Genomic DNA, 18,206 nt, shown 5'->3' with positions numbered 1-18,206 from the left:
TGATTTTTATTGTTTAGGCATTAACAGCTATGGGGCCTCACGAATCAGATCACTTATACATATGATGTGTAAACTCCATGTACGTCAACATTTTTATTGTTTGGTGCCAAAAAAATTAATTTATGGGGATCTGATATTCTGATAAATGATCTAGTGTATTGTTATCTATAGCGTTTTTAATTATTGATCATGAGGCGCTTGGATGCTCAGTGTCTCACTGTGTAGGTTGCAAACAAGAATGAGCGCGAAAGGTGATGTTGCATCAGACCACGTGTGGGTAGGCGGAACCACGCGGAGCCATATCCGCGGCACGCTAGAGCTGTGATGGGTGTGCGTGGGGCAGTAGGTGCAGCTCACACCACGGCGTATTGGTTGGCTTCTTCGCCCAACCAGCGACGAATGAGCGGGGTGGCGTGTTCTGGCTGCTGCTGCATCAGCGTTGCACTGAGGCGGTGAACCGGATCGAGAAGGTCGCGGTCGCGGGTAAGGTCGGCGATCTTCATGCCGAGCAAGCCGGTCTGGCGGGTACCGAGCACTTCGCCGGGGCCGCGTAGTTCGAGGTCTTTTTCGGCGATCTTGAAGCCGTCATTGGTATCGCGCATCACGCTGAGGCGTGCGCGAGAGCTGTCTGACAGCGGCGGATGATACAGCAGTACGCAGAAGCTTTCGGTATCACCACGCCCAACGCGACCGCGTAGCTGGTGAAGCTGGGCCAGGCCAAGGCGCTCGGGGTTTTCGATAATCATCAGGCTGGCATTGGGCACGTCCACGCCGACTTCGATCACCGTGGTCGCTACCAGCAGATCGATATCGCCCTGCTTGAAGGCGGCCATTACCTCGCTTTTTTCTTTTGCCTTCATGCGCCCGTGTACCAGCCCCACCGTGAAATCAGGTAGAGCGTCCACCAGCGCGGCATGGGTGGCCTCTGCGGCCTGGCTCTCTAACACTTCCGACTCTTCGATCAGAGTACATACCCAATAGGCCTGGCGTCCCGAAACGCACGCATGATAAATGCGCTCTACCACCTCGGCCCGGCGGCCATCGGCAATGGCCACCGTTTTAACAGGGGTACGACCGGGCGGTAGCTCGTTGATAACGGAGAGATCAAGATCGGCGTAGGCACTCATGGCGAGGGTGCGGGGAATGGGGGTGGCCGTCATCACCAACTGGTGGGGCGTTACGCCCGCGGCTTCGCCTTTTTCACGCAGCGCCAAGCGCTGGTGCACGCCAAAGCGGTGCTGTTCATCGACAATCGCCAGCGCTAGTCGATGGAAGTGTACGTCCTTCTGGAACAGCGCATGAGTGCCGACCACCACCTGGGCTCGGCCGTCGGCAATTGCGGCCTTGGCATCAAGCCGCGGCTTGCCCTTCAGTTTGCCTGCTAGCCATGCCACTTCGATGCCCAGCGGTTCGAACCAGGCGCAGAAACTGCGGAAGTGCTGTTCGGCCAGCAGCTCGGTAGGGGCCATAACGGCGGCCTGATAGCCTTGCGCGGTAGCGCGTAACGCGGCGGCGGCCGCTACCACGGTTTTGCCTGATCCCACATCGCCTTGCACCAAACGCAGCATCGGCACATTGCGCTCTATATCGCGGTCGATCTCCGCTAACACGCGGCGTTGGGCACCGGTGAGCGAGAAGGGCAAGGCGGTCAGGAAACGCGCCTGCAGCGCATCGCCGCCGCGCAGCACGGGCGCTCCGTCTTGCTGAATGCGGGTGCGTACTTCCTTGAGACTGAGCTGATGTGCCAGTAGCTCCTCGAAGGCCAGCCGCCGTTGGGCAGGATGAGTGCCGGCTGCAAGTTGATCGACCGGCGCATCTGCTGCGGGATGGTGCAGCTCGCGTATCGCATCGTGCAGGTGAATGAGTCGAAACTGCTGACGTAGGGCGTCGCTTAATAGCTCGGGTAGTGCGCTGGGGTGTGCATCGAATCGCTTGAACGCTTGATCGATCAAGCCGCGTAAGCGCAGCTGAGTAATGCCTTCCGTAGTAGGGTAAATCGGCGTGAGGCGATCCTCGACGGAGTGCGCATCGTCCTCGGTGCTAAGTAACCGGTATTCGGGATGATAGATTTCGAGGCCGGTGCTGCCGGTACGGGCCTCTCCAAACAGACGAATGCGCTTGCCACGAGTGAACTGCTTTAACTGGGCAGGCGCAAAGTGATAGAAGCGCAACGACAAAACACCGCTGCCATCCTTAACGCGCACCAGCAGGCTGCGGCGGCGCCCCTGAATAATGTCTGCAGCAGTGATTTCGCCATCGACGACCGCTTCCTGGCCGGCACGCAGCTCGCCAATGGGGGTAATTCGAGTGCGGTCCTGATAGCGCAGCGGCAAGTGAAACAGCAGGTCGGAAATTGAGCTGAGCCCCAAGCGCGCCAGCTTGGCGGCCATGGCATCACCGACGCCAGCTAGTGCCGTGATCGCCTCATTCAGCGCGCTCATGCGGTTTCCTTGCCGAGGTTAGCGTGATTCATCTATCGCTACGCTGTAGGGCTCAGGCCAAACTGTCGGAAGTGGACTTGGCTGGCTGCTGCGAATCGATATGCAGCTGGCTAGGGTCGATGGCATTGGTAAGCGCATCGATTGCCTTGGGGCGCGGGAAGCTGGCGCGCCACGCAATGGCGACGGAGCGCGAAGGCTGCGGCCCGCTAAATGGACGTGTTTCGAGCATGCCATCTTCGTAGTGACGGATACCGGTGGCGGAGCGTGGCAGCACGGTAATGCCTAGCCCAGAGGCCACCATATGACGAATGGTTTCCAGTGAACCGCCCTCGGCGACCAGCCCACCTACTGGCGAATTGATCTGATGGCTAAGTGCGGGGCAGGTTTCCAATATCTGATCGCGGAAACAGTGGCCTTCGCCCAGCAGCAACAGTCGCTCGTCCAGCAGCCATTCCCGCTCGATCTCTTTCTCTTTCAGCCACTTGTGCCCTTTGGGCAGCAGTACCTCGAACGGCTCTTCGTAAATCACCTTGGTTAGCACGTCCGGCTCGGTAAAGGGCAGCGCAACAATAATAACGTCGAGTTCGCCGGAGCGAAGTTTGCGGCGCAGCTCTCCGGTGAAGTTTTCTTCGATATACAGCGGCATCTGTGGTGCTGAATCGGTTAGCGCTGGGACCAAGTGCGGGAAAAGATAAGGGCCGATGGTGTAGATGGCACCTACGCGCAGCGGGCTGGAGAGCTGATCCTTGCCTTCGTTGGCAAGTTCCTTGATAACGTTGGCCTGTTCGAGCACCCGCGAGGCCTGGGCGATAATACGCGCCCCCATTGGAGTGACTTGCACGGTAGATTTACTGCGCTCGAACAGTGCGATACCCAGCTCTTCCTCCAGCTTCTTCACGGCGACAGAAAGCGTGGGCTGGGAGACAAAACAACGTTCGGCAGCGCGGCCAAAATGGCGTTCTTGGGAAAGCGTTACGATGTAGCGAAGCTCGGTTAACGTCATCTTCTCTTCCTTTGATTGCTGCCGCGCGGTACCGACCCCTCAAATGCCATCCTCACGTAAGGATCGGTTGGGGCCAACGTAGCAAAGCGATATCCCGTGCCGAGAACAGTATGCAAGACGCCTGTGCATGGTTCACACTCTGTGGCTAAAAGCGTCTGTTGTCATTCTGTTTGCCAGGGAGAACCCAATGGCGTCTCGCACCATCCTGATTGTCGGCTGCGGTGATATTGGCAGCGCACTAGGCTTGCAATTGCAAGCACAAGGCTATCGCGTTATCGGAGCGCGCCGTGATTCCCGCAGTGTGCCTGCTTCCTTCGAAGCGATACAACTCGACGTTGGCGATAACGCGTCAGTGTCTGCGCTGCCCGATGCCGACGTCCTAGTATACGCTATCAGTGCAGATAAATTCGAAGAAAGCGCCTATCAAAGCGCATATTCGCAAGGTTTAGATAATATTTTAAGTGAATTCGAACAGCGCCCTCAGCCGCCAAGGCAGGTATTGTTCGTATCATCGACGTCTGTTTACGCCCAGTCGAGCGGCGAAGTGGTCGATGAAAGCAGTCCCACTACGCCTGACCGATTTTCCGGTCAGATCATGTGTCAGGCCGAGCAGCGGCTGATAAACAGCCCCTTGCCTGGCTCGGTGGTGCGGCTTTCCGGTATCTATGGGCCGGGGCGTGAGCGGTTAATCAACCAGGCGCGCGATGGCTATACGGTGCCACAGAACCCGGCGGTCTTCACTAATCGCATCCATCGCGACGATGCTGCCGGTGTGCTGGCCTTCCTGATCGAACGGTACCAGCAAGGCGATGCCGTGGATGATATCTATCTTGCTTCCGACGACGAGCCGGCCACGCTTTACGAGGTGATGACGTGGCTCGCCCAGCGCCTTGACGTAACGCCTTCCCAACAACTCGATGCATCTGCGCGGCGGCGCTCTAACAAGCGTTGTTCGAATGCACGGCTGAAAGCACAGGGCTACCGTTTTCGTTATCCCAGCTTTCGGGAAGGCTATGCTGACGTGCTGGAAAATCTTAAATGAAGATAAAAGCCGTAATCTGATTCTTCTCCGATATTTTCGGGAAAATGCGATGGTTGCGGCCACGTGAGTCAGCAGCAATACGTCAGCAAGCAATGAGCCCCCGCGAAAGTGCGTTTTCGCGGGGGCTCTTGTCAGGCGGGCCTGTAAAGGGCGTGGTCAGCTTGAAACGTATTGCGTGGGCAATAATCAGTCGCCGATCACTAGCACGCCTTCGGCTTCTACCTGCGCGCCTTTCGGTAGCGCTGAAATGCCTACCGCAGCGCGCGCGGGGAAGGGCGCCGAGAAGAATTCTTCCATCACCTTGTTTACCTTCGCAAAATTGCCAAGGTCGGTCATGTAGATGTTGAGCTTCACGATCTCACCCAAAGAACCGCCGGCGGCTTTGCAGACCGTGTCCAAATTGGTGAATACCTGACGTGCCTGAGCTTCAACGTCTCCCTCTACCAGTTCCATGGTGGCAGGGTCGAGCGGAATCTGGCCCGACAGGTAGATGGTGTTACCTGCTTTAACCGCTTGTGAGTATGGGCCAATGGCCGCAGGTGCATCGTCGGTTTGGATGACAGCGCGATTGCTCATAGGGGATCCTGAATAACGTCGATTGTTTAAGCACTGATTTCACCACATTTGGTGAAGAGTGTCTTTAGCTTCATCGCGATTGGTCGGCAGGGCATCGACAGAGCGTTGTGGACGCTCGGCTTCTGCCGAAAAGCGATGGGAGATAAGGTGTTCAGCCCGCCCGCGAGGGGTGCGAGAGAATATTCAGCCTGCGATAACGCGACGCATGCTTTCAAGCTGAGACAAGTTGCGCATGCGTTTCATGATGCGTGCCAGATGCACACGATCCCGAACGTCGATCACCAGAGTGATAATGGTCAGGTGGCTGTCGTTTTCTTCGGTGTCGATGCGCTCAATGTCAGCGCCCGCGTCGTCGAGCAAGGCTGCAATTTGAGCAATCAGCCGCGCGCCGGTTTTGATTTCAAGGCGCAGCGAAGAGGGCAGCGAAACACTTAGATCGTCGGGCCAGTCGATATCGACGCTCTGCTCACCCTTCGCCAGCAGGCCAATCGCGTTGGCACATTCGCCGCGGTGGATCACCACGCCATCGCCGTGGGTCAGGTGGCCAACAATGCTATCGCCTGGCAGCGGGAAGCAGCAGCGGGCAAAGCTGATGCTGTTGTTGCCCATATCGATAGTGAGCGGCTGAAGCTTGGGCAGCGGTGCAAGATCACCGCCGCTATCGGTTCGAATCAGGCGTCTGGCAATGCTATAGGCCGTTTTGGCACCTGCGCCGATCGCATGAAATAGATCGTCGGTGGTTTCGAGGTTCTCATCGTGCAGCAGCGCTTCCATCACCCCGGGCGCAAGCTGGTCAATGGAGCTATCAAATACGCCCAGCGACTTGTTGAGCAAGCGCCGACCAAGGCCTACGCAGTCGCTATGCTGCTGGTGCTTGAGGAAGTGGCGAATAGCAGAACGGGCCTTGGCCGTACCGACAAAACTCAGCCAATTGCGGTTGGGGGTAGCGCCCGGAGCCGTGATGATCTCGACGGTTTGACCGCTACTTAACGGCATCGACAGCGAGGCGAGGTGTCGATTAACGCGGCAGGCAATACAGCTATTGCCGATATCGGTATGCACGGCGTAGGCAAAATCGACCGCTGTCGCATTGCGCGGCAGCTCCATGATTTCACCTTTGGGCGTGAACACGTAGATATCGTCGGGGAACAGGTCGTTTTTGACGTGTTCGAAAAATTCGAGCGAACTGCCGGCCTGACGCTGCATCTCCAGCAGCCCCTGCACCCACTCGCGCGCACGCTTGTGACTGCCAGAGACGATGCTCTGATCGGTATGCCCGGCCTTGTAAAGCCAATGAGCGGCGATGCCATTGTTGGCCATTGCCTCCATGGCACGGGTGCGTATCTGCACCTCGATGGGATAGCCATCGACGCCAAATAGCGTGGTATGAAGGCTTTGATAGCCGTTCGATTTGGGGATCGCTATGTAGTCCTTGAAGCGTCCCGGCACCGGCTTATACAACTGATGCACCTTGCCCAGAATGCGATAGCAGTCGTCGACACGGTCAGTAATGATGCGGAAGCCAAACACGTCCATCAAATCATTGAACGATTTGTGCTGGTCACGCATTTTGCGGTAGATCGACAGCAAATGCTTTTGCCGGCCTGTCAGCGTACCGGGCAGGTCCGCGTTATCGAGCGTTTCCTGCAGACGGTTCTGGATTTGGCGCACCAGTGAGCGGCGATTACCGCGCGCGTGGGCCACGGCGGAACGAATACGCTCTGCGCGCATGGGATGAATGGCTTGAAAGGCCAAATCCTCAAGCTCGACACGAATGGTATTGATACCCAATCGATTCGCAATGCGGGCGTATATATCGAGGGTTTCTCGAGCAATGCGGCGCTTCTTGTCGGGGCGCAGCGAGCCCAGCGTTCGCATATTGTGCAGGCGGTCGGCAAGCTTGACGATGATCACACGGATATCGCGCGACATTGCCAGCACCATCTTTTGCAGGTTATCCGCCTGCGCCACCGCCTTGTCTTCGTAGGCTATCTTGGCAAGCTTCGAGACACCATCGACCAGGTTGGCCACCTCCGCGCCGAATTGCTCTTCGAGCGCTTCACGGGTAACCGCGGTGTCTTCAATAACGTCGTGCAGCATGGCCGCCATCAGGCTCTGCGGGTCCATGTGCATATTGGCAAGAATATTGGCGACGGCGAGGGGGTGGGTAACGTAAGGCTCGCCCGAGCGCCGACGCTGGCCATCGTGGGCCTGCTCGGCGTAATAATAGGCGCGCCTTACTTGACGGATTTCATCCTTGGAAAGATATCCGTCGAGGCGATCAGCAAGATCATCAATTGCGAACATGCAGTAGGCTGACCGAGCGCTCGAGCGAAAACCCCCAAGCGCTGTAGAGTGAGTCGATTAATTGATCACACATCAAATTCGGGCTGTGGCTCTGGGCGAATGCGCGGTGCGGGTGCTTCCACGGGCTCATCCAGAATCGACTTGTCTACCTGACCCGCCGCGATTTCGCGCAGTGCCATAACGGTGGACTTGTCGTTTTCCCACGCGAGCTCGGGAGTGCGAGAGCCGCGGGCCAGTTGGCGTGAGCGACGGCTCGCGATCAACACCAGCTGAAAGCGATTATCGACATTTTCGAGGCAGTCTTCGACGGTAACGCGCGCCATAATTATCACCTGTTGTGGTGTGAATAGATAAAAGCAGCAGGGCCAGCGTTTGGCCGAATGAAGCCTGCGGCCTTGATTGCCCCTACTTTAAGCGATTCTTCGCTGGAAGAAAAAGGGCAAGGAGTTTACTCCGCCTCGCTTGCTGCTGGCAAGAGTGCTGCCAGCGTATCCTGATAGCGCGCCTGCGCTCGTGCTAACACACTACGCTCGGCGCTGATGATCGCCGCCAACTGATCAAGGGCATCGTCAAACTCTCCATTAACGATCACGTAATCGTACTCGTCGTAGTGCGACATCTCGCTAACGGCTTCGCGCATGCGGCCGGCAATAATGTCGTCGGAATCTTGTCCGCGACGGCTAAGGCGCTCGGCCAATGCGGTGCGGCTGGGCGGCAGAATGAAGATAGAGCGAGCATCGGGCTCAAGCGCTCGCACCTGCTGTGCCCCCTGCCAATCGATTTCAAGGATGACGTCTTCGCCTAGCGCCAGCCGACGCTCTACTTCTGCTTTGGACGTGCCGTACAGGTTGTCGAATACCTGGGCGTGCTCGAAGAAGGCTTGTTCGCCCACCATCGCGTTGAATTCATCGTGGTCAACAAAATAGTAGTTAACGCCATGCTGCTCACCCGGGCGCATCGCGCGGGTGGTGTGGGAAACGGACACGCCAATTCCCTCGACGCGTTCAAGCAGCGCTTTGATAAGACTGGTTTTGCCAGCACCGGAGGGCGCTGAAACGATAAAAAGTGTGCCGCGATCAACTGGTGAGGTCATGACTCCAACCCTTGGATTAGCAAGCGGCAAGTATCGCATAAGTACGCGACGGGTGTCTTTGGCTGTTTCGCGCAGGCGCGGCAAGCAAAAAAGTAGCAAAAGAGAGCTTATTTGATTAATTTATTCTGAAGATTTAAAAAACGACGATTATGCAGCGTTACGTATTGATAACGATTCCGCCTTATTTCATATTAAACGTTTAAGAGTATTGAAAGGTTCTTGCATAGTTTAACCACTTTTCCTCAATACCCTGTGATGTTTAATCGATGTTATCTATCACGCTAAAATTCTTTCTTGCAAGGAAATATATACTTTCCTCTCAGGCTATAGTTGCCCCGCAGACGGGGCAGTATACTCCGCGCCGCTTCCCAATATGGCGCGCCCCATTCGGTATTGGGCTCCCCCATCACATGGGAAGTTTCATATCTGTCCTGCCATTGTTTTTATTTGAATGAATGCTCGATAGCGTCACGATCGACCAATAGATGCTTCTGCTTATTAATTATTAACCGCGCATTATTCTTGGCGAATCTGATACGCGTAGCAGAAACAGCGGCATGACCAAACCCGTCCATTCGCAAATAGCGCTCACGCGTTAGAACTTCGTGCGCGTAATTCGTTAGTAATGGCGTCATTAAATATTGATTATTTGCAGGGTAAGCTCATGAAAAAATTTACACTCTCTAGTGTGGCAGTGCTGTTGGGCGCACTTGTTGCTGCCCCCCAGGCCATGGCTGCGGCCGGCATCGTCCATTTCACCGGTGAACTGGTGGAATCGGCGTGTAACGTTTCCACTGACTCTCGGGATCAAACCGTCGATATGGGGCGCTGGCCCACTAGCCAGTTCTCAAAAACGGGCTCAGTGAGCGCCTTCAAGGCGTTCAAGATCAATCTCTCAAACTGTGACGAAGGCAGCTACACCATCCGCTTTGATGGCAGCAGCCCAGCAGGTCGCCCTGATCTTCTTGCGCTCAAATCAGGTGGTGCAGAAGGCGTGGGCATTGAGCTGCTCGATTTGAGTAACTCGGTATTCCCGATCGCTCAGGAAATCAGCGACCCCGCGCTGGTGCAGGTCGATGAAAACGGTAACGCCTCTGTCGATGTTAAGGCGCGCTACAAGTCCTATCAGGATGAAGTTAGCGCTGGTCGTGCTGACGCCGATGCGACATTCGCTATCGAGTATCGATAAGCGCCGCTGCCGGAGCTGCGGCTCCGGCATTCCAGTTACGGGGGCATATTCATGCGTTATATCAAACATTGTATCGCCATTGGGCTGGCACTCATTGCGGGATGGGCAATCACCGGTGCCGCTTACGGCGCTATTCAGTTACAAGCTACTCGCGTGGTGTACGACGGCAGCATGAAGGCCGCTACGCTGGGCCTCAAGAACGACGCAACCCGTCCCTACATGGTGCAAAGCTGGCTCGACACCGGCGATCAAACGCAAATGCCGAAGCAATTGCCGATCGTGGTAACGCCGCCGTTAATGAAGTTAACACCGGGGCGCTCGTCTTCGCTCCGCTTCATTTATTCGGGCAGCGGGCTGCCCAGCGATAAAGAGTCGCTGCTGTGGATCAATGTGCAGGAAATCCCGCCAGCGTCTGATCAGGAAAATGTACTTCAAATCGCGATTCGCTCGCGTATCAAGCTTTTTTATCGCCCTGCCGGTATCGCGACTGATCTCGACAAGGCGGCGCACTCGCTCGAATGGCATCGCCAGGGGCATGCACTCGTTGTGCATAACCCCTCAGCATTGCATATCACGTTCGCTGCCCTGAAGCCGGGACACGGCGCGACGGTAAGCGCGCTGAGCAACGATATGGTCGCACCTGGCGCCACGGTCAAGGTGCTCGAGGGTGGTGTTGTCGATAGCGATTTTGCACATCCCTTTGGTGTCGATTACGTCAATGATTATGGCGGCTATTCCCATCTTGACGGGGTGTTAGCCGCTCCTCTTTAGGATCGTCTCCAATGAAGCAATCGAGTATTGCGCGCACTGACCTCAGGTCGCGTGCACGCTGGCTTGCGCTCGGCTTGTTGGGGGGGAGCGCCATATTTCCGTCGTTGCCAGTGCAGGCCGAAGAAAAATTCAACGCCTCCTTTTTGCGCGCGGGCTCCGGACAATCAGCCCTCGAGGCAGTGCAGCACGGCGACGATATCTTGCCCGGCACCTATCCCTTCAGCCTTTATCTGAATGGTGAAGAAGTCGAGCGCGCAGGAATTACGTTCGTCCGCAATGCCGCTGAGGAAGTCGTTCCCTGTTTGACGCCATCGCGGCTGCGTGAGCTGGGCATTCGCCTTCCAAATGAAACGCCGCAGGAGCCGGAATGCGCGGCATTGGAAACCCTGTTGCCCGATGCACGTACCTCTTTCGACGTAACGCAGCAGCGCGTGGATTTATCAGTACCGCAGATCCACCTGGACCGTTTGCCTCGTGGTGCTGTACCCCACTGGTTGTGGGACGAAGGCGTAACGGCAGGCGTACTCGATTACAGCCTCACGGCAACGCGTAATGAATACGACGGCCTGCCGCATCAGGATTACTACTATTTGGGGCTGAACAGTGGTTTTAACCTGGGCGCATGGCGTTATCGCAATCGTGCTGTTGCAAGACGCTATACCGGCAATGGATCGCACTGGCAGACATTGGGCAACAGTCTTGAGCGTGACGTGATCGGTTGGCGGTCAAGGCTGCAGCTGGGCGACGCCTACAGTCGCAATGATGTGTTCGACAGTATTCGCTTTCGCGGTGTGCAGCTATCCAGTGATGACGAGCAGTTGGCATTTAGCATGCAGCAATATTCGCCGGTGATTCGCGGCGTGGCGTCTACTAACGCGAGAGTAGAAGTTACGCAAAATAACCTGGTGATTTATTCCATCAATGTGGCGCCCGGCCCGTTCGAAATCAACGATCTATCGCCTAGCAGCCTGAGCGGTGATCTGCTGGTTAACGTGATCGAAGCTGACGGCTCAGTACACAGCTTTACGCAGGCGTACTCGGCGGTGCCCAACATGCTGCGCGATGGAATTTGGCGCTATCAACTAACGGCCGGGGAATTTCGTAATGGCGGGTCGCTCGATGATTATCATCCCTCGTTCCTGCAGCTTACCGCCAGCCGTGGACTTTCCAACGATACAACGCCCTACGCGGGGCTGCTGATCGCGGAGCACTATCGCGCTGCCAGCGTTGGCATAGGAAAAGGTTTGGGGCAATGGGGCGCTGTGTCGCTCGATGTGACGGGGGCTATAACCGATATCGCCGCCGGAGATCAGGCGTCAGGTATCAGCTCACGGTTTCTATATTCGAAGTCTCTTAATAGCTGGGGATCCGAGTTCCGCTTGCTGGGCTATCGGTACTCGACATCGCGCTATTACGATTTTGCCGATGCGGCGGCTGAGCGCGCGCAGTGGCAGCAGGGGCACTATCAGTACGAATACGATGACAATCAGGCCCAGGGATTGATTGGCGTACCCGATTGGTCCGACCAACGGCGCCGCTACGCCCAAAGCGGTAGTTTCTATAACAAGCGCTCGCAGTGGCAGATGTCGCTTACCCAGCAGGTGTGGAACAGCGATCAGCTGTATGCCAATTGGAATGCCCAAAGCTACTGGCACGGTGGACACAGCCAGCGTTCGTGGCAGGTGGGATATAACGGTCGCGCTGCCGCATATAACTACAGCCTGTATTACCAATATTCGACCGGTCGCTTCACCTCGAGCGAGCGCACGATTGGAATGAGCATCTCGCTGCCGCTTGGTTCGTCCAGCAGTTCGCCCATGTATGCGAACGCTTATGCCAGTCACTCCAATATCAGTGGCAACTCGATTCAGTCGGGCTTAAGCGGCTCAGCGCTTTCTGACAACCGACTCAGCTATAACGCTAGTGCCGGTCATAACGGCGGCGGCGGTAATAGTGCTGCCGTTAGCGGCAGCTATCAGGGGGCTGTGGGAAGCGCCAACGCGGGCTACACGTATGGCAATCACTATCGCCAAACGTCGCTTGGTGTGTCGGGCGGGGCGGTTGTTCATAGTGGCGGCGTAACGCTTGGGCAAGCCTTGCAAACCACCATGGTGCTAGTGGATGCGAAAGAGGCGCAGGGTGTGGGCATTGAGAATCAGCAAGGCATCACGGTAAACCGCAGCGGATATGCGCTGGTTAGCGGTAGTGCACCTTACCGACGCAGTCGCGTGGCGCTGAAAGCCGAGGATATCGGCGCCAATCTCGAAGTGACCAACACGTCAACTGAGGTGGTGCCAACCCGCGGAGCCGTTGTCCGCGCCTACTTCGACACCCATGCAGGGCGCAGCGTGTTGATCGATGGGCATCTTGCTGACGGTACTCCGTTGCCGTTGGGTGCGGCTGTATATGCGATGGATGGTCGCGAGCAAGGCATTGTCGGCCCTGATGGGCAGGCGTTTGTGACAGGTATCGAAGAAGGGCAACGGTTAACGGTGCGCTGGGGTGAGGCCAACCATCAGCAGTGTGAGCTGCGGGTTGTCGGGCTATCGCCGGACAGTGAGTCGTCATTGGGATACGACCGTCTGGCTGTTCAATGTCAGGCCGATAGTGAGATAAGACATGAATAAATTCGTTGCAGTCGCTCGATGGTGGTTAATGCTGATGGTGTCACTGTGGTCGGCATCGGGTTGGGCAATGCAGTGCTATGAGGGGGGCTATGGCGGTAATACACGGCATACCACCATGATCGATCGCGAGATTGTCGTTCCCGTCAATGTAGCGCCTGGCACGGAACTGTGGCGCTCTCCAGAGTATTCGGCCACGTTGACGTGCTATGACACTGAAGAGCGTGGTGATCCCGAGGACGCCTTTATGTACTGGGATCCCCGCGGTGAGCTGAAAACGCTGCCCAATTCCATCGAAGTGGTGGTGCATGCTCAGGGGATGGATTACGACCCTCTTACTCGACGGGAAGATTGGGTCGCCAGGGGTACTAGGCGTCCCACCTCAACCTCGTACTGCATCGGCCCAACCCAAGAGGAGTCGTTCCTGCTTGTGTTCAAGCGTGAGAAGCGTTGCGCTAAACCGCAAACCTTTACCCTTACCTATAGCATTTCGATAAACGCCACAGGTAACCCGCCACCCCCCAGCGGGCGTTTGCCATCCTCTGGCACGTATGATGTGTTCCAGATCGATGGCCCGCTGGGAATTAACATGGAGCCTAATGCCAATTTCTCTGAATTTCTCGGGGGGCTAAACAATATTCGCTTTACTACCTGTAATCCGCGAGTTTATGTGGAGGCCAATCGTGGCAATACCGTCGACTTTGGAAGGCTGGCGATTCCGCGTGACCCACAGGTAGGTCAGGTGGAGAAAGTTGTCGGGTTTACCGTGAATACATCACTCGAGTCCGAGGAAACCGGCCGGCAATGTGCCGGCAAAGCGCTGGTGGCAAGCTTCTCAAGCGGTAATCCGGTCATTGACGAAAGCGTTATCATGCCTACCAGCGATAGTGGTTTCGGCATCGTTATAACCCCGGGAGATTCAGCGACGCCCATCCTGATGAATCAGCCTGTTACGCTGGGCACGATCGACGGCTCAACGATGCGCACTCCGTTTCGTGCGGGCCTGAAATGGCTTTCCGATAAACCCAGGCCGGGGCGCTTTAATGCGACGGCGACAATAGATGTCACTTACCAGTGATGATCCAACAATGCGCACATCCCGTGGATGTTCCTCTTCACCTTCGATTCTTTTAGCGCTCGGCATCTCGCTGATGGGCAGGGGGAAAAGCGTGTCACACGCTGAGGGCAGCCGGTGTCCGATGGCGACCGGTTGTCTCGAGCGGTTGCAGTCGTTCATTGGTCGGTGCAATGATCATCGGATGGCGCAGCGTTTCGGCATTAGGTAATCATTAATCACAATAAGAGGCATGGCAGGCATGGCGACTTCGATAGTGCTTGGGGCAGGCATGGTAGGTGTATCAACCGCTCTGGCACTGCAGCAGCGCGGTGACGATGTGCTGCTGGTAGACCGTAAGGGGATTGGCCGCGAAACCAGTTATGGCAATGCGGGCGCCATCCAAACGGAAGCCTGCGAGCCCACTGCATTTCCGCGTTCCGTGGGGTTCCTGCTAAAAGCCGCTACCAAGCAGCACAACATGATCAACTGGCACCCCCGGGCGGTGATCGAGAATCGCCATGCGTTATGGGGCTATTGGAAGAACTCCGCGCCAGCTCGACACGCTGCCATCAGTCAGTGGTATGCGCGCTTCACTGCGAAGGCCGAAAAGCACCATGCGCCACTCGCTAAAGCTGCCGACGCAGAACATCTGATCCGCCGCAGTGGCTACATCGCCGCTTTCCGCCAAGCCAGTACCTTGGAAAGTCACATGAAAACGGCCGAGCGCCTCAAGCAAGGTTGGGACGTGCCGGTTGTTGAGCTTAGCGATGCTCAGGTACACGAGAAGGAGCCGGCGCTCAACGTGTCGCTGGCGGGCGGATTATGGTTCAGCAATGTATGGACCTGCCAAAGCCCAGGCGCGCTTACTAGTGCCTACGGCGAGCTATTCAAACAGCGCGGCGGCGGCATGGCCTATGGCGATGCCATGAGTCTTGCCGCTACCGAAGACGGTGGCTGGTCAGTGATGACCGAGCAGGGGCGCGTTGAGGCCGAACGCGTTGTGGTAGCGCTGGGGCCTTGGTCAAGCGAGCTGACAGAGCGTTTTGGCTACCGCATTCCGTTGCTGAGAAAGCGCGGTTATCACCGCCACTTCACATCATCAAGCGGCCCGAACAACGCGATGCTCGATGTCGACAACGCCACCTTTATGTCGCCCATGAATCAAGGGTTGCGGGTATGCACGGGAGCAGAGATTACGCAATTCGACGCGCCCGCCGATCTGCGCCAAATCTCCCGCGCCGAGCAGGCCGCACGCGAATTCTTCGAACTGGGGGAACGCGTCGAAAGCTCCCCCTGGATCGGCCATCGTCCTTGCTTGCCCGATATGCTGCCAGTAATTGGCGCCGCACCGCGTCACAAAGGACTGTGGTTTCACTTCGGTCACGCCCACCAAGGCTTTACCGGCGGCCCCGCCGCCGCGCAGCTGCTGATGGAGCTAATGGTCGATGGCAAATCTCCCGATTGGGCCCCTCACTTCAGCCCGGCAAGGTTTGGGTGATGGCAATACGCGCGTGCCGGAAGCGGTGTGCACTGATATTCCACCTCACTCCACATTCTGCACTTGCTCTCTGATCTGCTCGATCAGCACCTTCAGCTCGACGGCGCGGTGGGTGGTTTCCTTGACCACTGATTTCGAGGCGAGGGTGTTGGCTTCGCGGTTCAGTTCCTGCACTAGAAAATCGAGACGACGCCCTACGGGTTGCTGGCTGCCAAGCTGGTGACGAATTTCGCTAACGTGGCTGGTTAGGCGGTCGAGCTCTTCGGCGACGTCGGCGCGCTGTACCAGCATGGCTACCTCTGCGCCCAGCCGATGTTCATCGAGGTCCAGTGATGCGGCGTTGGCTCGCTCTACCAATAGCTGGCGTTGGCGTTCGATAATTGAAGGCAGCAATGCTCGAATGGCCGCGACTTCCTGCTCGATAGCGCCGAGGCGTTCCCGGATGATATCTGCCAAGCGTGCGCCTTCGCGCTCGCGGGCCTGTTCGAGTGCTTCAAGCCCTTGTTGGAACAGTGCTACAGCGCCTTCTTCTAGCGCTTGCGCATTAGCGGCGCTGGAAGCAATAACGCCCGGCCATTGCAGCACATCCAGTGTGGTGGGCTGTGCAATGCCAACAATGCGCTGCTCAACTTCTTCCATAGCTCGCTGCAAATGCTCAAGCCGATCGCTGTCCAGGCGCAAGGCGCCTTCTTGCTGCTCGGGAAAATAGCGCAGCGTGATATCCACCTTGCCACGCTGAATGCGGCCGCGCAGCTGTTCACGGAAAGCGGGCTCGAGCGAACGCAGCGGTGCCGCGAGCTGGAAATTCAGATCGAGATGGCGCTGATTGACGGTGCGCAGCTCCAGTTCGAGGCGGCCCCAGTCGGCGCTGGCATCTTCGCGAGAAAAGCCGGTCATGCTGCGCATTTATTGATCTCCCCTGCGGCTGATGGATATTGGTTATCAAGTGCGGCGACGCCGGTGGTTGGCGTCGCCCAAGGATGACGCATGGCGTCGCTGGCAGGCGCTGTTCGATGGCGGCCATGCCGTTCGAGCTTGGCTGAGGTAAGCGAGTGCTTCATAAAGCCCGCTCCACACGATTTCTTATGGTACCTAAAAGCGCCGAAACATGCGGGCAATCGCTTTTCCCGCAAAAGGCGATCACTCTATGGCGATCGTGCACCAGCAGGCGAGCACTGAGGAGTATTGAAAGTCGATTCGGCCCATCTCGCCATTCAGGTTAGAATAGGGCCATCCTCCGGCGCCGACGCCGGTTTCCCTATCCAATGAGTCAAGAGTTTCTATGCTGCGTCCCAGTGGAAGAGAGGCGAATGCGCCTCGCGAAGTGCGTATCACCCGCGAATACACCATGCATGCTGAAGGTTCCGTGCTGGTTGAGTTCGGCAATACCAAGGTACTGTGCAACGCCAGTGTCGAAGAAGGCGTGCCGCGCTGGCTGCGGGGCAAAGGGCAAGGCTGGATTACCGCCGAATACGGCATGCTGCCGCGTGCCACCAACACTCGCGGTGGACGCGAGGCCGCACGGGGCAAGCAGAGCGGTCGTACGGTGGAAATTCAGCGCTTGATTGGTCGTTCGCTGCGCGCAGCGGTTGATCTCAAGAAGCTGGGCGAGTTCACCATCACCATCGATTGCGACGTTATCCAGGCCGATGGTGGTACTCGTACTGCTGCCATTACCGGCGGCTGCGTGGCTCTGGTCGATGCGCTGCATTACCTCCAGCGTAACAAGAAGATCAAATCTGACCCGCTGCGTTGGCTGGTGTCGTCGGTATCGGTGGGCGTATACAAGGGCACGCCAGTGGTTGATCTCGATTATGCCGAGGACTCCAACGCGGATACCGATCTCAACGTGGTGATGACCGACGAAGGCGGCCTTATCGAAGTTCAGGGAACGGCCGAGAAGGCACCGTTTTCCCGCACTGAACTGAACGCCATGCTAGATCTGGCTGAAGGCGCAGGCGCTACGCTATTCGAGCAGCAGCGCAAAGCGCTGGGCCTGATTTGATAGTTGTTACTGGTAGGGAGGGATTGCATGACGTCGCCAGCTAAAGCGCTGTTGTTGTACAGCACCACCGATGGCCATACTCAGCGTATTGTCGAGGTCATTGCCGAGTCGCTTGCTTCGAAGGGCATCGATGCCGATGTTGTCGATATCAATAGCGGCGAGCCGCCTTCTCCTGAACACTATGCGGCGGTGCTGATCGGTGCATCGATTCGCTACGGCAAGTTCAAGCCGTCGGTTGCACGTTACGCATCCACCTATGCAGAGCAGCTGAACCGCAAGGTATCTGCTTTCGTCGCGGTCAATCTGACGGCGCGCAAGGAAGAAAAGCGCTCGCCGACGACCAATGCCTACACGCACAAGTTCCTCGAAGCGACCCCTTGGCAGCCGGGGCATTGTGAAGTGGTCGCAGGGGCGTTGCGTTATCCGCGCTATCGCTTGTTTGATCGTCTGATGATTCAACTGATCATGAAAATGACCGGCGGAGAAACCGATCCTTCCAAGGAGATCGACTACACCGACTGGGAGCGTGTAGCGGCATTTGGTCGCGAATGGGGCGAACAGATTTCCCGCCAATAAAAAACACTCGCTGCGCTGTGTGCC

At 56.9% G+C, this 18,206-nt stretch carries 16 protein-coding genes; 8 read left to right on the top strand and 8 right to left on the bottom strand.

Annotation, left to right across the window (positions count from 1 at the left end; all coding sequences use genetic code 11):
* Window positions 1-353: 353 nt before the first annotated feature.
* Window positions 354-2,441, bottom strand: a complete 2,088-nt coding sequence (gene recG / locus R84865_RS03915; protein ID WP_435638881.1) for an ATP-dependent DNA helicase RecG — start codon at window positions 2,439-2,441, stop codon at window positions 354-356.
* Window positions 2,442-2,493: 52 nt separating this feature from the next.
* On the bottom strand, window positions 2,494-3,444 hold the full coding sequence (locus R84865_RS03910) for a hydrogen peroxide-inducible genes activator (protein ID WP_435632857.1): 951 nt from the start codon (window positions 3,442-3,444) through the stop codon (window positions 2,494-2,496).
* A 187-nt stretch (window positions 3,445-3,631) separates the two neighbouring features.
* Here R84865_RS03910 and R84865_RS03905 point away from each other — a divergent pair, with 187 nt between their 5' ends.
* On the top strand, window positions 3,632-4,486 hold the full coding sequence (locus R84865_RS03905) for an SDR family oxidoreductase (protein ID WP_435637781.1): 855 nt from the start codon (window positions 3,632-3,634) through the stop codon (window positions 4,484-4,486).
* 186 nt (window positions 4,487-4,672) lie between these two features.
* On the opposite strand, the gene R84865_RS03900 is transcribed toward R84865_RS03905, so the two are convergent.
* The 4 genes from R84865_RS03900 to gmk form a co-directional block, all read right to left on the bottom strand.
* Complete coding sequence (locus R84865_RS03900; protein WP_435632855.1) at window positions 4,673-5,062, bottom strand: RidA family protein; 390 nt, start codon at window positions 5,060-5,062, stop codon at window positions 4,673-4,675.
* Between the two features lie 183 nt (window positions 5,063-5,245).
* Window positions 5,246-7,369 (bottom strand): RelA/SpoT family protein, encoded by a 2,124-nt coding sequence (locus tag R84865_RS03895; protein ID WP_435632854.1) that lies wholly within the window; start codon window positions 7,367-7,369, stop codon window positions 5,246-5,248.
* Window positions 7,370-7,434: 65 nt separating this feature from the next.
* Window positions 7,435-7,692 (bottom strand): DNA-directed RNA polymerase subunit omega, encoded by a 258-nt coding sequence (gene rpoZ / locus R84865_RS03890; protein WP_435632853.1) that lies wholly within the window; start codon window positions 7,690-7,692, stop codon window positions 7,435-7,437.
* Window positions 7,693-7,817: 125 nt separating this feature from the next.
* Window positions 7,818-8,462 (bottom strand): guanylate kinase, encoded by a 645-nt coding sequence (gmk, locus tag R84865_RS03885; RefSeq protein ID WP_435632852.1) that lies wholly within the window; start codon window positions 8,460-8,462, stop codon window positions 7,818-7,820.
* A 664-nt stretch (window positions 8,463-9,126) separates the two neighbouring features.
* Here gmk and R84865_RS03880 point away from each other — a divergent pair.
* From R84865_RS03880 to R84865_RS03860, 5 genes are all read left to right on the top strand, one after another.
* Complete coding sequence (locus R84865_RS03880) at window positions 9,127-9,651, top strand: fimbrial protein (protein ID WP_435632851.1); 525 nt, start codon at window positions 9,127-9,129, stop codon at window positions 9,649-9,651.
* 51 nt (window positions 9,652-9,702) lie between these two features.
* Window positions 9,703-10,422, top strand: a complete 720-nt coding sequence (locus R84865_RS03875) for a fimbrial biogenesis chaperone (RefSeq protein WP_435632850.1) — start codon at window positions 9,703-9,705, stop codon at window positions 10,420-10,422.
* Window positions 10,423-10,433: 11 nt separating this feature from the next.
* On the top strand, window positions 10,434-13,049 hold the full coding sequence (locus R84865_RS03870; RefSeq protein WP_435638880.1) for a fimbria/pilus outer membrane usher protein: 2,616 nt from the start codon (window positions 10,434-10,436) through the stop codon (window positions 13,047-13,049).
* Window positions 13,042-14,124 carry a fimbrial protein gene (locus R84865_RS03865; RefSeq protein WP_435632848.1) on the top strand — a complete coding sequence of 361 codons (1,083 nt, stop codon included), beginning with the start codon at window positions 13,042-13,044 and terminating at the stop codon, window positions 14,122-14,124. Before R84865_RS03870 ends, R84865_RS03865 begins: the two co-directional genes overlap by 8 nt.
* 238 nt (window positions 14,125-14,362) lie before the next feature.
* Window positions 14,363-15,601, top strand: a complete 1,239-nt coding sequence (locus R84865_RS03860; RefSeq protein ID WP_435638879.1) for an NAD(P)/FAD-dependent oxidoreductase — start codon at window positions 14,363-14,365, stop codon at window positions 15,599-15,601.
* A 45-nt stretch (window positions 15,602-15,646) separates the two neighbouring features.
* On the opposite strand, the gene R84865_RS03855 is transcribed toward R84865_RS03860, so the two are convergent.
* Complete coding sequence (locus R84865_RS03855; RefSeq protein ID WP_435637786.1) at window positions 15,647-16,507, bottom strand: YicC/YloC family endoribonuclease; 861 nt, start codon at window positions 16,505-16,507, stop codon at window positions 15,647-15,649.
* Complete coding sequence (locus tag R84865_RS03850; RefSeq protein ID WP_435638878.1) at window positions 16,495-16,662, bottom strand: hypothetical protein; 168 nt, start codon at window positions 16,660-16,662, stop codon at window positions 16,495-16,497. Before R84865_RS03850 ends, R84865_RS03855 begins: the two co-directional genes overlap by 13 nt.
* A 221-nt stretch (window positions 16,663-16,883) precedes the next feature.
* Between R84865_RS03850 and rph the strand changes: the two genes are divergently transcribed.
* Together rph and hemG are read left to right on the top strand one after the other, a co-directional pair.
* Window positions 16,884-17,606, top strand: coding sequence for a ribonuclease PH (rph, locus tag R84865_RS03845; protein ID WP_435638877.1), 723 nt, complete (start codon window positions 16,884-16,886; stop codon window positions 17,604-17,606).
* Between the two features lie 27 nt (window positions 17,607-17,633).
* Window positions 17,634-18,182 carry a menaquinone-dependent protoporphyrinogen IX dehydrogenase gene (gene hemG, locus R84865_RS03840; RefSeq protein ID WP_435632840.1) on the top strand — a complete coding sequence of 183 codons (549 nt, stop codon included), beginning with the start codon at window positions 17,634-17,636 and terminating at the stop codon, window positions 18,180-18,182.
* The last annotated feature ends 24 nt before the right edge of the window (window positions 18,183-18,206 follow it).

It is taken from the genome of Carnimonas bestiolae, assembly GCF_051251145.1.
GTDB lineage: Bacteria > Pseudomonadota > Gammaproteobacteria > Pseudomonadales > Halomonadaceae > Carnimonas > Carnimonas bestiolae.
The sequence above is the reverse complement of the archived record's forward strand: the minus strand, read 5'-3'. Positions and strand labels throughout refer to the sequence as shown.

Excerpts from the sequence above, each read along its gene's own strand:
- R84865_RS03870 (WP_435638880.1), top strand. The coding sequence starts at position 10,434 with ATGAAGCAATCGAGTATTGCGCGCACTGACCTCAGGTCGCGTGCACGC.
- gmk (WP_435632852.1), bottom strand. The coding sequence starts at position 8,462 with ATGACCTCACCAGTTGATCGCGGCACACTTTTTATCGTTTCAGCGCCC.
- R84865_RS03895 (WP_435632854.1), bottom strand. The coding sequence starts at position 7,369 with ATGTTCGCAATTGATGATCTTGCTGATCGCCTCGACGGATATCTTTCC.
- hemG (WP_435632840.1), top strand. The coding sequence starts at position 17,634 with ATGACGTCGCCAGCTAAAGCGCTGTTGTTGTACAGCACCACCGATGGC.
- rph (WP_435638877.1), top strand. The coding sequence starts at position 16,884 with ATGCTGCGTCCCAGTGGAAGAGAGGCGAATGCGCCTCGCGAAGTGCGT.
- R84865_RS03905 (WP_435637781.1), top strand. The coding sequence starts at position 3,632 with ATGGCGTCTCGCACCATCCTGATTGTCGGCTGCGGTGATATTGGCAGC.
- R84865_RS03850 (WP_435638878.1), bottom strand. The coding sequence starts at position 16,662 with ATGAAGCACTCGCTTACCTCAGCCAAGCTCGAACGGCATGGCCGCCAT.
- R84865_RS03875 (WP_435632850.1), top strand. The coding sequence starts at position 9,703 with ATGCGTTATATCAAACATTGTATCGCCATTGGGCTGGCACTCATTGCG.
- R84865_RS03900 (WP_435632855.1), bottom strand. The coding sequence starts at position 5,062 with ATGAGCAATCGCGCTGTCATCCAAACCGACGATGCACCTGCGGCCATT.
- R84865_RS03880 (WP_435632851.1), top strand. The coding sequence starts at position 9,127 with ATGAAAAAATTTACACTCTCTAGTGTGGCAGTGCTGTTGGGCGCACTT.
- rpoZ (WP_435632853.1), bottom strand. The coding sequence starts at position 7,692 with ATGGCGCGCGTTACCGTCGAAGACTGCCTCGAAAATGTCGATAATCGC.
- recG (WP_435638881.1), bottom strand. The coding sequence starts at position 2,441 with ATGAGCGCGCTGAATGAGGCGATCACGGCACTAGCTGGCGTCGGTGAT.
- R84865_RS03865 (WP_435632848.1), top strand. The coding sequence starts at position 13,042 with ATGAATAAATTCGTTGCAGTCGCTCGATGGTGGTTAATGCTGATGGTG.
- R84865_RS03910 (WP_435632857.1), bottom strand. The coding sequence starts at position 3,444 with ATGACGTTAACCGAGCTTCGCTACATCGTAACGCTTTCCCAAGAACGC.
- R84865_RS03860 (WP_435638879.1), top strand. The coding sequence starts at position 14,363 with ATGGCGACTTCGATAGTGCTTGGGGCAGGCATGGTAGGTGTATCAACC.
- R84865_RS03855 (WP_435637786.1), bottom strand. The coding sequence starts at position 16,507 with ATGCGCAGCATGACCGGCTTTTCTCGCGAAGATGCCAGCGCCGACTGG.